The sequence below is a fragment of the Luteibacter pinisoli genome, from assembly GCF_006385595.1.
In the GTDB taxonomy this organism is placed as follows: Bacteria; Pseudomonadota; Gammaproteobacteria; order Xanthomonadales; family Rhodanobacteraceae; genus Luteibacter; species Luteibacter pinisoli.
The window spans coordinates 3,881,820-3,897,347 of the sequence record NZ_CP041046.1; the positions used below are offsets into that span (position 1 = coordinate 3,881,820).

At 63.4% G+C, this 15,528-nt stretch carries 4 protein-coding genes; all 4 read right to left on the reverse strand.

The window, feature by feature from the left end; translation table 11 throughout:
- Positions 1 to 3 precede the first annotated feature (3 nt).
- On the reverse strand, positions 4 to 12,414 hold the full coding sequence (locus FIV34_RS17655; protein WP_139984831.1) for a hemagglutinin repeat-containing protein: 12,411 nt from the start codon (positions 12,412 to 12,414) through the stop codon (positions 4 to 6).
- A 49-nt stretch (positions 12,415 to 12,463) separates the two neighbouring features.
- The gene (locus FIV34_RS17660) at positions 12,464 to 14,053 is read right to left on the reverse strand and encodes a ShlB/FhaC/HecB family hemolysin secretion/activation protein (RefSeq protein ID WP_246058666.1); all 1,590 of its coding nucleotides are present in this window, start codon (positions 14,051 to 14,053) and stop codon (positions 12,464 to 12,466) included.
- Between the two features lie 247 nt (positions 14,054 to 14,300).
- Entirely contained in the window at positions 14,301 to 14,552 is a 252-nt protein-coding gene (locus tag FIV34_RS17665; protein ID WP_139984833.1) for a hypothetical protein, read from the reverse strand.
- Between the two features lie 136 nt (positions 14,553 to 14,688).
- Positions 14,689 to 15,183 (reverse strand): hypothetical protein, encoded by a 495-nt coding sequence (locus FIV34_RS17670; protein ID WP_139984834.1) that lies wholly within the window; start codon positions 15,181 to 15,183, stop codon positions 14,689 to 14,691.
- Positions 15,184 to 15,528 lie beyond the last annotated feature (345 nt).

The following is a 15,528-nucleotide window of genomic DNA, read 5'->3' on the forward strand; positions in this document are numbered from 1 at the left end:
GAATCACCTCTTGAACTGAATATCTTCGGCTTTGATCACGCCACCTGACTTCTCGACAATGGCCTTCGTGATTCGACGAACCTGATCTGAATCGACGTTCTGTCCGCGTATGTCGATCACGACTTTCTGCACCATTCCCTCAGGCAGGTTGTCTACCCGCTGCTTAGCCTGGGTTGTGATGCTGCTGATCAAACCCTGCTCATTCGTCGTCAGATTGTAGTTCTTTACTTCAACGCTACAGGTAGTCCCCTGGCACCAATCTGGCCTGACGCTCCCGGGCGTACCGTATTTTACCTCCTCACCATCCTTGTAGCTGACTTGCGGCCTGGCACCCTCACCCAGATCCTTTCCGACGTCGACCTCGGATTGCTTTGCGGTGGGACGATCCACCCCATTCAAGATTGATTCCTCTGCGGAACCGACCTTATCGGAGAAGCCGTTCGACTGCTGGACTATGGATTTTGCGCTGTCTTTTATCGCACCACCAACCATGGCGAGGACCGAGTCAACCCCAACGGATGCAACGGTATTCGATGCCGGATGCACCGCATTGAGTTGCTCGGGGGTTTGCGCGTTAAAGCCGTAGGCTCCGATCCAGTTGGCCGCCGGATCGACGAGATACTCCTGCTTTACCGCCTGGATCTGGCCGGTGACACCCGATTTGTCCAGAATAAGACCGAAACCGAACTTTGCGGGCCCTGAGGTAGCGAGAGCGACGGCGTAGCCCAATGCCTCCGCGTTGTCAGCACCCACCCAGTTGACTGCCTTCTCGACCCCCTTCTCGCCACTGACCACCACATAGGTGAGAGCCGATCCGGCGGCCTCCCGAATGTTTCCGCTGATCGCATCTGCGCTACTGCCCTGTGAGGTCGGCGAAGCTGCCGAGTCAGCGACATCCGCGCCCTGGCCCTGATGTTCGATCGGCCCGACAGTGACAGTGCCACCAATGGCCTCCAGCACCGCTGATTTTTGACTATCGGACAGATCATTGAAGGACGTTCCACCGTACATCTTGTACGACGTGGCCTCGACGACCGCCAGCCCATTCAAGTCCTCACTTACGCCGGGTGCCGTGAGCGCCGCAGCGAGAGCCACGGGATCGGCGCCGTTCTTAATCGCTTCGTCGATGATGTGCTGACGGGCGGCGCTCACGGCGTCATCGCCACCAGTGAGAGCCGTCAAGCTATCGTGCGCCCACTTCAACGTTTGAACTTTACCATCTCGATAATCATAGAAGCCGTAGGTCTGGGCTGCGTCCCCCGTCGCAGCGCCGGTGGATCCACTCCCCACCACCGTTCCTACGCCATACCCAAGACCGATGGCGGCAAGGGTCATCAATCCGCTGCTTTCGGCCTTATCAGCGTCAATACCATTCCGCTGTAGACCAACACTGATGGCCGTCAGGAATTCGTCATTGGCAGCCGCACCTGCGGCACCAGCGACGGCTTTTCCGCCACCGAGGTACGCAGAGACGGTGCCAACAAGAACATCGGCCGCGATCTTATACGAGCCGCCATCGGTCCAGTGATTCAGGTCCGACAGAGCGGCGTCACGCTTGGCTGATGCGGCTGCGCGCTCGTCATCGTTCGTCGCAGCCTGCATATCACTTGAAGCATCCTGGAGTCGGGAATAGGCCTCATCGCGCTGTGACTTCACGATGTCCTTCGTAATTGAGAAGCCAAGCTGTGTCGCGACCTGGAATGCTTCCTGGTCCTGCGCGAGCTTTTTCTCGTCGATCGGCTTCAGGCCACCTGCGTCAATATCGGGCTTCCGATCCAGGGCGCTCAGGTCAGTGTCCGGCTGGTTGCGAACGATAAGCGCGCCGTCGGCAACACCGGCGCGCGTTGTGCTGGCAGTATCCTTCGATTGGGGAAGACCAATGCTTCCGGAAAAATTGCCGCCGCCAGCGGATACGCTGGCGCTCGCGGAATGATATTCCGCCTTGTTCTCGATGTCGCTAAAGGAGATCGAGCCGGTGTTAAGGACGTTCTTCGATGTTTCCGATGAACTAGCGATCACCCCACCCTTTAGATCGGTGTTACCGCCAACGTAGATATTGAATCCGCCAGACCCAGCACCAATGCCACTAACCTCATCGACGCTCTTGTAGTTGCTCGTAGTCTTCCCGGCAGCGATGTTGACCTGGCTACCATATCCATAGACGAACGTTCCGCCCACCTGCCAATACTGACTTGCGTAGTCGTTGGTAGCCTGCTGACTCGCAATATTCAGGTCGCCACCTATCGCGGCGACAACGGTTTGCCCCCTCGCCTGGGCGCCCAGGATGTTCGTGTCGTTTCCGGACAGAAGGGTAAGCGTCTCGGACGCATTAACTGACGTATTGGCGTTAGTCGAACCATTTCCGTGAGCAATGCCCTTACCAACGCTCGCCGTCACGTAGAAGCCAGTTTGGCTGCCGATGCTAAATCCGAGTTCACCACTGGCGTTTGCGCTACCGCTATTCTGGGAATGCGTCTCTCGCTGGCTAATGAGATTCAGATCACCCGTTGCCGCAAGCGCTACATCCTTGCCGCTAATGGCACTCCCGATGACGTTGAGATCGCCGTTGCCCGCAGCAATGCTGACATCGCCGTCGCTACGAATATGGCTTGCACCTGTCGTATCGTCGTGGGAATTGGTGTGGCTATTGACTGTACTCGCGCCTAGGCCAATACGTACGCTCAGGCCATTCGAACCGTTCGAGTCCTGATCGTCATTCCCATAGACGGCGTCGTACACCCCGTATGCAGCGCGCGCGGCGTAAAGCGCCTTGAGTCGGTCGTCATCCGTTTGGCTTGCCGCGTGCGCAGACCCGTAGATGCCCTGAGCGGTGGCAACAGCTCCTCCAGTCAGGCCTACGTTAATTCCGCCAGAGTGAACTGATTGGGTCTGACGCGTATCTACGCTCCCCAGCCCCGCATCAATCGTCACATTCTGCCCAACGATCGACGTCCCAGCATGACTGATGACATCCGACCCTGTGATATGGACATCCTGTCCTGCGGCCAGCGTTACACGCCCATCAGTGCTTCCGACAAGGCTACCCGTCGCATCCACCTGCGTAACATCCAGTGTGCCCTTCTGCTTCTGGTTGCCAATGGTGACGTGCAGCCCGTCCTGGATGAACCCAGAGGTGGAGACCTTTTGTTCGTGTCCTTCGGCATGCGTGGAGAGAGCCGTACCAATGTTGAGGTTGTTCCCAGCCGCGAGCGTTACATCGTGGGTGCCCGCGATCTGCGCTGCCTCGGTGTTGATGTCGTGCCTGGCGCTGACCGTGACCGAGTCGCCACTAAGGGTCGTGCCGATAGCAACGTGATCTTCGCTGACATCCGCGTTTGCCTTTGTCTGCTTTTGGTAGTTCCAGTCCGCCGGTAGGGTGCCGCGCGTCATACCCGACCGCGTCACCGTCCTGCTGTGGCCCTCGTCGTAAACGTCTTCGCCCGCCATGAGGTTCACGTCGTGACCGGCGGATAGCGCGATGGCACCATCCGAACTGACCTTGGCGGCCGTCGCGTTAAGGTCGTTACCGGCAATCAGGTTGACGTTGGCACCGGTCAGCCCTGTGCCAATCGCATACGTCTCTGAGACCTCGTCATGCGTCGTCGTGGTCTTGCTGCTAAGCAGGCCGCCCTTCTTTTTCTTTGTATCGGTGACAACCGTGTGCGTTTCATCGGCTGTCGTCAGGTTCAGGTCATGGCCCGCGGCGACGGTCAGGTCACCAGTGGTATTCACGGTTGCCGACTCGAGATTGACGTCATGGCCCGCCGCGATCTGGACGCCCTTTCCGGCCTCCAGCGTCACCCCGCGCACCGTCTCGTCGGTGGTGGTCTGGGTGATCTTCTTCTTTCCTTCCTTCCAGTTGGCGGTGCTGGTCTGGCTGTCCGTCACGGTGGTCAGCGTGAGGTCGTTGCCCGCCTGGATCGCGGCCGTGCCGGCTGCCTTGAGCTGGGTGCCTTCCAGCGTCGCATCGTGGCCAGCGGCCACCGCGAGGCTGCCACCCGCATCCAGCGTCGTAACGTCGTGGGTCACCTTGGTGGCGCTGCCGTTCGTGGTCGCGGTCAGCGACAGATCGTGGCCGGCGAGCACACCCATGTCGCCGCCAGACTTCAACGTGCTCGCCTGTACGCCCAGGTCATGTCCCGCCTGGAGCAGCAGTGAGCCGCCCGCGTCGATCGAGCTGCTGGTCGTCTCCGTCTTCCAGCGGGTGCCGCTCTGCACAGCGCCCACGGTCAGGTCGTTACCTGCCTGCAGCGACGCGTTGCCCCCCGCCCTCAGCGTGGTGGCCGACAGGCTGAGGTCGTTGCCGGCCATCAGCGACATACCGTTGCCAGCGCTCAGCGTGATGCCCTGCACCTGCGTCCCGGTAAGCGAGTTGCTCCACGCGTACGGATGCGTGGTGGTAAGGCTCGATTCCAGCGACAGGTTGTTGCCCGCCGCCAGCGCGAGACTGCCACCCGCCGTGACGCCCTGCCCCGCCAGGGTCAGGTCATGTCCCGCCGAAAGCAGCGCATCGCCGCCCGCCGTGATCTTGGTCCCACTCAACGAAAGGTTGTTCCCCGCGCTGATCTGCAGGCCCTGCGTAGCAGTGATGCTCGACGCATCCATGCCGCGCCCGACAAGCCCACCCACATTTTCCGAACGGATATCGCCACCGGCTACGAGGCTTACGCCCGCACCGTCGATACGGCCATTGAGGTTGGTGATATTGCCGGTAGCGTTGATCGCCGTGAGGCCACCGCTGGAGATACGGCCGCTGTTAAGCAGATCCTTCGCCGTCAGCAGCGTGCTGTTCTCGCCACGGATCGTGCCGTCGTTTGAAAGCGTTCCCGTGGCGTTGATGTTCACATCGCCGCCCGCGATCACCGCGCCCTGGGCGGTGAGGCCCAAGCCGCCCTTGGCGAGGTAGACCACCGGGACCAGCACCTCATGGCCATCGACGGTCTGCTGCACCATCCAGACCATGTCCTGGGTCAGCGCGCTGACCTGATCGGCGGTAAGCGCAACGCCCACGCTCAGGTTCATCGCCTGGGCCACCTGCGTGGCGTTGTTCATCAGCGCCTGGTATTCCTCCAGGCCACTGCTGTAGTCGGCCAGGTAGGTGCGGCCAGTGAGCTGCGTCACCTGGTTGGTCACCAGCTGCTGCTCATAGAAACCATCGCCCAGGCGCATCATCGTGCGCGCCGGGTCCAGCCCCAGCTTGTCCAGCAGGAAGTCACTGCTGATGAACTGGCTGTAGTCGGCGAAGCGCGCGTTGGTCTCGATGAGGTAGTTGCTGCTCGGCGCATGGCCGAGCAGTGCGGCGAGGTAGGCGTTGCCGAACATCCCGGCGTAACGGGCCGAGGCGCCCGTGGCCGAGGCCGAGAGCGCACCCGCGTCCACACCGCCCACGGCACTACGCGAACCCGCCGACGCCGCGGTGATCTGGCCGCCCACCGTGGGCCCATCCACAGAGACGCTATCGCCACCGCGCACGCTGTAGATGCCACCGGTTGGCAGGGTCACGCCCGCCAGCGGCTGGCCGGCACCGCCCAGCACCTGCGGCGCATGGCCCGTTGCCGGATCGACTTGCGCGCCCACCGGCAGGCCGGCTGCACCCTGCGCATTGCCCTTGTTCACCGACGACAGGCCGATCGCCTGCGCGTTGGGATCCAGGCGGGTGTTGCCAACCGAGCGGCCGTCCGCGGCCACCCCGCCGTTAGAGACGTTCACTCCACCGATGGAAACGCCCTGCGCACCCGACATCACCGCGCCGAGGGCGGTGTAGTTGTCGTGGATGTAGTGCGACGGATCGGTATCGGGCCGATAGCTGTACGTGTCGAAATCGTTGTCCTGGCAGAGATCCGGCTCCCAGCCACAGCCAATATGGTGCGTCACCGCCACGGCCTGGATCGTGCGTCCGGCCGCCAGGGACTGGTTGGCAACATTTTCGTTACCGAACACCATGCCTGTACCGCCGCCCGCACCCTGCTGATTCACGGCGAGGAAGCCGTTCGCGGCGATGGTCGAGGTATTGTTGGTCACCGAGCCATACAGCGAGATATTGCCGCCCGCCACAATCTGCGATTGCGCACTGGCAGCGTTCACCACCGTCTCGTCGATGGTGTGGTACTCGGTATACGTCTCGAACTCCTGGACCTTGTTGACCGTATGCTTGTAATCCGAGCGCGGCAACGGCTGCGACGCTGCGGATTCCTCTGCGGTCAGCGTATGGCTCGTGGTGTTGAGCACGCGGCGTACGTTATTGATCTGGTTCGCGGCGAGCAGGATGCTGCCCTGGGCCTGGATCGAACCGGAGATATTGTCGATCTGGCCGGCGCGGGTGTCGAAAAGCCCCTGACCGTTACGCCCCGCCCCCGCCACGTTGATGCTGCCGACGCTGAAGATCTGCGCGTCACGGTTGAGCAGGTAGCTGGTGTAGATATCTACGCTGTTCGTCGCGGCGATAGTCCCGCTCTGGTAGTCGGCGTTGCCGGTAGCCTGGCCGAAGTCAGCACCGTTGATCACCGTAGCGGCCTGGATCGTGACGTTGTCGCCCATGATGCTGCCGGTGTTGTTCACCGTGCCCGCGTGCAGGCCGACCGTATTGCCTTCGATGTTGCCGGCGTTGGTGATGGTGCCGCCGGTGTTGAGCTGGGTGTTGGCCGAGTTAAGCAGTGCCCCTGTGTTGTTGGTGATGTTCGCCGCGCTGATCGTCAGCCCGTTCACCGCCTGGATGCTGCCGTTGTTGATGAACTGCCCGTCCACGGCCAGGCTGAAGCCGCCGTTGGCCTTGATGCTCGACCCCGCAGACTGAATGTAGTCACCCACCAGGTGCATGCCCAGCGTGTTGTTGGCGATGATGCTGCCCTGGCCGCTGATGCTGTGCACGTCCAGTGCGACGTTGCCCACACCGCCCACGCCATCGATGCCCGCCTGCACAGTGCCGCCGCTGTTGTTGAGCGAGGCCAGGGTGAGGTTGAGCTGGCGGCCGGCAGTGATCTTGCCGTTGGTGTTGTTCGCCGAGGCACCGGCGTTAACGAAGTTGAAGGTGTTGCCGGCGTACACATTGCCGCTGGTGTTGTCGAACTGGCCGGTGCCGAGCGTCATGTTGCCGGCCGCGACCAGCGTGCCGCCCTGCGTGTTTGAGACGGACGTGCCCGACAGGTTCACATCGCCCTGCCCGCCCAGCGTGCCACCACGGTTATCAATGCCTCCCGTGGCATTCACCTGGGTAAGCGCCGTGCTCGCGTTGGAAATACGGCCGCCGACATTGGAGATCGATGCCGCGTTGAGCGTGGTCGCGCCGTTGGCCTCGATCGCACCGCCGTTGTTGTTGAGGCCGTTGTTGGCACGCAAGTCAAGCGCGCCGAGGCTTTGCAGGCGGCCGGTGTTGGCCACGGTATCGGTGGCCAACACGGTAAGCTGGCCGCCGGCGATGGTGCCGGCGTTGATGAGGCGCGCGGAGTTGAGCGTCGCCAGACCGCCGGCAGCGATGATGCCGCTTCCGTTGTCCAGCGTGCCGCCTACGCCGAGGGTCACCGCACCCGGAACGGACTGGATGGTGCCGCCCGCGTTGGCAAGCGAACCCGCCGTGACGCCGACGTTGCCCGTCGTCGCCTGGAGCAGGCCACCGGCGTTGTTCACGCCGTTGGTAACCGTCACGCCCAGCGAAGTGCCCGAGATAGCACCGTTCGCGGTGTTGCTCAGCGAACCCGCCACAATCGTGGTGGCGCCCTGCGCGTTGATCAGACCGCCATCGTTGGCGAGGGTCGTGGCAGCGGACACCTGGGTGGTGCCGTTGCCGATGATCGTGCCCTGTCGGTTATCCACGTCCTGGTCGGCGCTGACATCAAGTGTCCCCGTGCCGGCCAGCTGCACCGTACCACCGTTGTTGACGACACGACTGCCGTGCAGCGTCAGATCACTGCCGTTGCTGGCGATGGTACCGCTCGTGTTGTCGAGCGTACCGGCCGTGCGCAGCGCGAGCGCTGAAGTGCCGGTCTGCAGAAGCTTGCCTCGGCCGTTGTCGATAGACGCCGCCGATAGCAGCAACGTATTCGCCTGGAGGCGCGCGTCGTGACCGTCTACACCACGGTTGATCAAGGCGCCACTCGCCTGCGCCGTGAGTGCGCCACCTGCTGCAAAGTCACCGCCGGTGTGGTCGATGTTGCCCGTGCGCGCCAGCAACAGAGCATCACCACCCGCTCGTTGCGTGCCGTATGACAGATCCAGGGTGTTGCCCTGGACATCGAGTGCGTGACCCGTGAGCAGGCTGCCATGCGCGGTGAGCGCGGTATCCGCCAGCACATGCAGGTCGCCGACGGTCCCCAGCGTGCCGTCGTCCTTCAGGCCGGCAGCGAGCGTGCCCGCGATGTCGACCGTGCTCCCGTGCACGGTAAGGTCGTTCGAGGAAAGCGTGCGGCCATCGTTGCTGACTGCCACGCCGTCGAGCGTGATGCTCTCCGCGCTAAGCGTGCCCATCTGCTTCAGAGCGGCGCCGCTCGAGAGCACGGCGGTTCGGGCGGCGACATCGCCCTGGGTCACGAGATCGCCCGCGGCGTTCAGGGTCAGGCCCGTCGCCGCGAGCTGGCCGCTCTGGCGAAGCGCGCCGCTGGCCGTGGCATCAAGGCTCGACGCCGAAGCGACGGTGCCACCAAGCACCAGGTCGCCCTGGCGTGCCAACAGATGCACGTCACCCTGCTGCGTGCCGAGCGTGCCCGTGCTGGCCACGCTCGCACCCTTCACATCAAGCGTCTTCGCCGCGACCAGCTTGCCGGCGTTGGTCACGGCACCCGAGACATCGACGCCGACGTCATCAGCACCCGTCAGTGTGGCCGAGCCACCCTGGGTGAAGTCCGTGCCGCCGAGCGTGAGCGCCTTTCCGCTGTAGATGTTGCCCTGGTTATCGAGCGTGCCCGCGGCGTGCAGCGACAGCGCGCCATCCGTGGAGATCTCGCCGGTGTTACCGATACGCGTGGCATCCAAGCTGAGGCCGCTGGATGCCAGCAGCTTGCCGCCGTTGCTCAGTCCGCCCGAGGCAGTGACCCCCAGCGTGCCGCCCGCCTGCGCGACACCGGACAGGGTCGCATCGCCCTGCGAGGCCACCGTTACGTCATGTGCACCGGCCAGCAGGCCAGCACTATCAATGCTGCCCGCACGGACGTCGAGGTGACCGTTCGACTGGAGCTTGCTATTGGCGTCCTGGGTAAACGCGCCTTGCGCGATGGCGGTGAGCGCCTGCTCCGAGGCGATGCTGCCACGGTTATCCAGATCGCGCGCGGCATGCACATCGAGCGTGCCCGCTGTATAGACGCTACCCGAGTTGTGCAGATCGCGGCCCGCCTGCAGCGCAAGCGCGCCGTTGACCGACGTGTCGCCACCAAGGGTCAGGTCGCCCGCGGCGTTCAGTCCGGCCGATGAAGCACTGAAGGAGCCTGCCTGCGCCAGCACGCCCGCGGAGGTGGCGTCGATACGCCCCGCAGCCACGGTGGTCCCCGCCAGCGCGAGGTCACCTTGCGTCGTGGTGAGCGTCACATCGCCCGCGGTGGTGCCGAGCTGGCCGCCACTACGCAGACTACCCGCATGCACATCCAGCCCGTTGCCGCCGATCAGCGCGCCATCGCTCGACAGGGCGCCCGTGACCGACAGCGAGAGCTTGCCGGCCGCGTTAACTTCGCCAGCCGCGGCTTGGGTGAAACTCGCCGCATCGAGGCTCAGCACGTGGCCCGCGTAGAGCAGGCCCGCGTTGGCCACTTCCTGCGCAACGGTCAGCGTGAGATCGTGCCCCGCCTGCGTTCGGCCCGCCAGGTTCAGCGTATCTGCGCGAAGCGATACGTCGCGAGCCGCATCCAGCGTGCCCTGGGTGCTGAGGCTTGCCGCCTGTAGTGAGAGATCGGTGCCCGCATGCGTCGTGCCCGATTGCGCCAGCGACGTAGCGGCACGCAGGCTCAGCGCGCCATCCGCGTAGGCGTCGCCACCCAACAGCATCGCCTGGCCCGCTTCGAACACCGCGTTACCCGAGGTGTAGAAGGACCCGCCCAGTGTCATCGTGTTGGCGGACGCGACGTCGAGCGTCGCGCCGGTCAGCTTGCCGTCGAGCAGGAAGGCCTGCGCGGAGCGCGCCTGGAAGCCCGTGGCGGTGGAGGTCACGCCGCCAAGATGCAGGTCGCCCGTGGTCGTGCTGAGCGTGGCCGAGCCCTGCGTGCTGCCCAACGATCCCGTGGAATCGATGGAGCCCGCGTTGATCGACAGCGCGTTCGCGGCCACGATGCTGCCGGCGTTCTGCAGACCGTCATGCACATGCAAGATCGCTGAGTCACCTGCACTGACCGAACCGCCAACGCCAAGCGACAACGAACCGGCCTCCGCCGTGAGCGCCTGGCCGGCATAGAGCTGGCCCGCCCCTGAGACAGTCCCGCGTGTCGACAGGGCGAGGTTGCGTGTCGCGGACAGTGCACCGCCATTCGCAAGCGAGCCTGCGTTGACCGCCATGTCGCGGCCCGCGATCACGGCGGCGTTGTTCTCGAGCATTCCGCTCGCCGTGAGAGCCACGTCGCGGCCGCCCTGGACATTGCCGGCCAGGCGAATCGACTGGGCGTTCAGCGAAAGGTCGCGCGTGGCGTCGATCTGCTTGCTGCTGTCCAGCGTGGTCGCCGAGAGCGCAAGATCCGTCCCGGCGTGCAGCGTGCCGCTGTTGCTGACCGCGCCGTCCGCGCTCAGCGCCAGGCGGTTGTCCGCATACAGCGCGCCAGCGTTGCTAACGTTTCCACTGACGTGGACCTGCCCATCACCCCGCGCGTAGAAATCGCCCTGGTTATCGAGCGAGCCCACGTCGGCATCGATGCCGTTGGCGGTGAGCTGTCCCTGCTGGATAACCGCACCGCCCGCACGCAGGGTCAACGTTGCGCCGGCCACCGTCGTACCGTCCAGGTGCATGTCACGGGTGGTGGTCAGCGCGGCGCTGCCTTGCTGCGCACCGAGCTCACCCCGGTTGGTGAGACCTTGTGCGCTCACTGCGAGGCCCGAGTTACCGACCAGGCTGCCGTCATTCACGACATCGCCCGTTGTTGTCGTGGCCAGCATGGTCCCGGCATTCACGATCGCGCCCGCGCGGTTCATGATGCTCGCGGCCTGCAAGTCGAGACGACCACCAGAGACGGCGACCGCAGCATTGTCGATACTGCCGGTGGCACGCAGCGCACCATCGCCCGTGCCGACGATGGTGCCGGTATTGCGCAGGCTTCCCGTGCGCAGATCGAACGACTGGCCCGCGTAGACGAGACCGGAGTTCGCCAGCGCGCCCGAAGCGTATACTGCGATGTTGTTGCCCGCGTTGAGGCGGCCGGACGCATCGATATCGCCCGCCACATTCACGGTTAGCGCACCACCGGCGATAAGGCCACCGCGCACGGTAAGCGGGCCCTGCGCGGTGAGCGCGACGTTTCCGCTCTGTGTGCCGAAGTTGCCGCTGAGGGTGACCGGTCCGGCTGCATTCAGCGTGGCGTTGTTCAGCGCTACCGTCGTGCCACCCAGGCGCACTTCGCCTGCGCTGCTGAGCTCAAGGTCGCCCGCCTGTGCCGCGATGGCGCCACTGCTGACGACGCCGACACCTGCTTCGGTGCCAACGAGACGGATCTTTTCCGCATACATGCCACCCAGCGCCGCCACGTCGATCGCGACGGAAGGGTGCGCGGCGTCGGCGTTGTTGGCACGTACACCTGCATCGGCGTAGCTCGCATCGTTCGTGCCGGTGACGACGTTAAGGTCCTTGGCCCAGAGCTGGCCATTCACCTGCACGGCACGCGCGACGAGGTCGGTTCGATCGACCACCGAACCATCGAGGCCACCGCTGCCGATCGCGATGCTGCCCCCGGTGACATGGAAGGCATCCAGGCTACCGCTGCCACCAAACACCGGGGTGCCGGTGGTGAGCGTGAAGCGCTGGCTGTTGATGACACCGCAACCATCGCAGGTGATGCCATACGGATTGGCAATCACCACGGCTGCCGACTTGCCACCCACTTCGATGTAACCGCGCAGGTTGCTTGGCAACGCCGAGGTCACCTCGTTGAGGATCAGCGAGGCCTCGCCTCCCTTGAGGTTGTCATTGCCTGCGATGTAACCACCCAACTGCGTCCGCACGATCGAGGCGCTGTTGTTGAGGATCACGCCGCGCTGGTCGACATCGAAGCGCTGGTACTTGTTGTGCGACACGCCCTTCGCGTTCGGAGCGACGATGTCCACGACCGGGACGCCGTTCGCTGCCGAGTCCATCCCCGGGCGGTGCGCTCCCGCCGCGGCGTCGGGCACTTGCTGCGCCCACGACACCACCGGGGTGCCCACCAAGGCAAAAGCAATCGCCAGCGCCAGTGAGCGCAACGTCGCCAGAGCCATCGCGCCCCGCGGGCGCGCCATCGTTTCCTTGACCGTCATCATGACCGTTCCTAAGTTTTGTCAGGTGCCCGCCTGGGCACCCCTGCCCGTTTCAGTACTGGTAGATCAGCTGGAAGCCCGTTGCCGGCTGCTCGGTGTCGAAACCGCGTGGCGCATGCAGGCGCCGGCCGATGAAGAGATCCCAGCTCAAACCGCTGTAGCTGCCACGCAGACCCAGCACCGCGCCCGTGAGCGAGCGATGGCCGGGCTGCGTCGATGGCCCCGCCACATGACCGAGATCCACACCGAGGTACGGTGCGACCACGCCAAGCGGCAATGTGAGGGTGTTGCGGAGGTACGCGCCGCGCTCGCCGGCAAGCGTCTGCTCGCCATCGAATCCACGCACCGAGTAACGGCCGCCGATGGTGATCAGTTCGGCCGCCGGCAGGTGGTCGGTAGAGCGTTGAAGGCGCAGGCTGCTATCCCAGATGGCCTGGCGGCCGCCCAGCGAGAACGGCTGGCTCACCGACAGGTCCAGCGTGGTCAGCCCGTAGCGGTTGGTCGGGAAGCCCACCTCGGGGTCATAGCCCATCCACTGGCTGCCAAACCATGGCGTACCCCGCTGGTAGCCCAGGCGCCCATCCACCTGTGCCTGGCCGAAGTAATGGCGATGGACCAGGGCGAGTTCGGCACTGGCGACACGCTGGCGCTGGATGCCGACTTCCACGCCCTGGATATAACTATGCGCATTGCGTGTGGCGACGCGCGCCTCGAGCGAGGTCTTGCTTGAGGTGCCACGGGTCAGCAACCGTTGCACGGTGAGGTCGCTTGAGGTCGAGGTTCCCGTCGAGCGGAACCGGCTGTTGAAGCCGTCGATCCACTGCCGATAGCGGTACGTGGAAAGCGATGCACTGAAGGTCCACCAACCCCAGGGGATGCTGTACGTGGCGTTCTTGCTGAAGGTGCTGCCGCCATCGCGGTTGGTGCCCAGCGCGTGGCCAGCGCCGATCGAGAACAGGTCGTTGAGGCCGAACGGGTTATCGAACGAGGCGTTGAGATTGCCTTGGTACTTGCCGGTGCCTTTGAGGCCGGAGTCGCCGGCGTCGACGACGACATGCCAGCGGCGCTGTTTGTGCACCGTCAGGACAACGTCGGATTCGCCGATTTCCTGGCCAGGCGCGATGTCCATGCTCACGTCCTGCGAGGGCACGCGTTTGAGCTGCTCCAGACCCTGCTCGATGGCGTGCAGGTTGAGCAGGTCGCCCTCGCGGATGGGGAATGCTGAGCGCCAGTCGAGCTCCGGTGAGCCCGGCGCAAAACGGATATGGCGCAGCGTCCCCGGCACCAACAGCATGCGTAGGCGGCCCTGGGAGATATCCTGTGCCGGCACGCCTACACGCGTGGTAACGAAACCCCGCGCAATCATGAGGTTAGAGAGCCGCCGCTGAAGCGTCTCCAAGCCGTCCCGGCCTACGCACTGCCCCACAAAGCGATCGAGATAATGCTGCGCCCAGGCGAACTCCGCCACGCGCTCCCCATCGAGCTGCAGGCTCTGCAGCGGAAAGCACGGCGTTTCCTTGGGCAACGGCGCATCAACCCGCTCGACCTGACCCGACGGCGAGGATTGGAACGGCGCCTGTTGGCGCTGCTCTTCCTTGTGCTCAAGCTGCTGTGCGCGACGCAACTGCTCTTGCTTCTCCAAAACGCTCTGCTGGGCCGCCACCGTGTGACTGGCAGCGACCGCAAGCAGGGAAATCAGCCCGTATGTCGTTGAGCGCCAACGACCTTTCCCTGTAAACCTCATGTTGTTCCTGCTCCATACCGTCCTGGTCATAGCGCGCGGGAAGCCCTCACGGGCGGCCGCGGCCGTTCTTCAATCGCATAGGATCGGCCGGATTCGTGAAAACTTTAGGGTGTCGTCTCACCACCCTGAGGCGATCGGGGCTAAGTCACTCCGCGCCATGCAACCCGATGTGGTCCGCCAAATGCTCGACGAACGACGACGTCCCGGGACCAAATGAAGATGCCTGTCTCGATATCTCCGAGCGTAGCTCTCGTTGAACCGACGGCTCGGCGGATTGAAGCGTCGCCGCCAGGTCCTCAAAGGCCTTCACGGCTGCATCAGGCTCAATGACGTCATCGCCTGAGTATTCCAGGAATACGCATACATCAATTAATGCTCGGACCAGTTGCTCATTCATATCCGAGCTTCCCAACTCTGTCGTGCGCTTGATTTACGCCGCTCAATGCACGCCACATCGGGCGTCCACCTGACCACGATTTAATGTAGGTATCCATCCTCAAGGTTCAAATATCCATTCAAGAAACTTCAAACCATTATTGCCATGTCAACGTCAATTGCCTCTGCTTTTGCAGGCTTAATGCAATATCGTGAATCGCAAGTCCTATATCGAGATCCGAATCATCGACGTAATGGAACGGCTGCTCGGTAAGCACCGGATCTCTGGGAATCTGATATGTGATTTCGGCGAATCGACCGTCACTGGCGAGGACAGAGAACGTGCACGCGGCATCGTCCCGTACGTAGCGGACTGGAGTCTCCTCGCCCTGTAGCGATGCGACGACGTCATCGAGCCTCACAAAGATCTGAGCCGCACTGACAAACACCGCAATAAAATGCGCCTCCCCGATGTCGAACATGCCATTCACCTTGGTCGCAATGTCAGACCTGAACTCATGAACGGCAAGGCCATCATGTGACTTGAGTCGGCGATATAGCTTCGCCTCGTTCCGCGATCGAACAACAACCGCCGTGGACGTCACAGAGCGCGCGAGGCCGGCGGCGACGCCAGTACCATCTTCATTGATCATGGTACGTGACCAGTAGAAGGGCCTGAAGACCGCGCAAGTCGATCGAACAGGCGACAGATCCCCAAGGAAGGTCGACACGCACCCCCTCACCCGGCTCTGGCTTTAGACGAAAGGCGCGAAAGGCCTCACGCATGTACTCGATATGATGCCGATTTCGGAGCTTCTCACTGTCGAGGCTCCAGTCGACGATGGTGTCTAGCTGCAACTGCACAAGTACCTGATCGAGTGTCCTTGCGAAGATGGCTCCCACACTCCACTTTCGCCCGTCGACCTCATGCAAGCCGAGCCGAGAAATTCGGCTTCCTGGAATGCCTACGGGATACGCGTCGCTACGGGAGTTCCTAG

What these genes read in the sequence shown, in the direction of transcription:
- FIV34_RS17665 (WP_139984833.1), bottom strand. Translation starts at nt 14,552, where the DNA reads ATGAATGAGCAACTGGTCCGAGCATTAATTGATGTATGCGTATTCCTG.
- FIV34_RS17670 (WP_139984834.1), bottom strand. Translation starts at nt 15,183, where the DNA reads ATGATCAATGAAGATGGTACTGGCGTCGCCGCCGGCCTCGCGCGCTCT.
- FIV34_RS17655 (WP_139984831.1), bottom strand. Translation starts at nt 12,414, where the DNA reads ATGATGACGGTCAAGGAAACGATGGCGCGCCCGCGGGGCGCGATGGCT.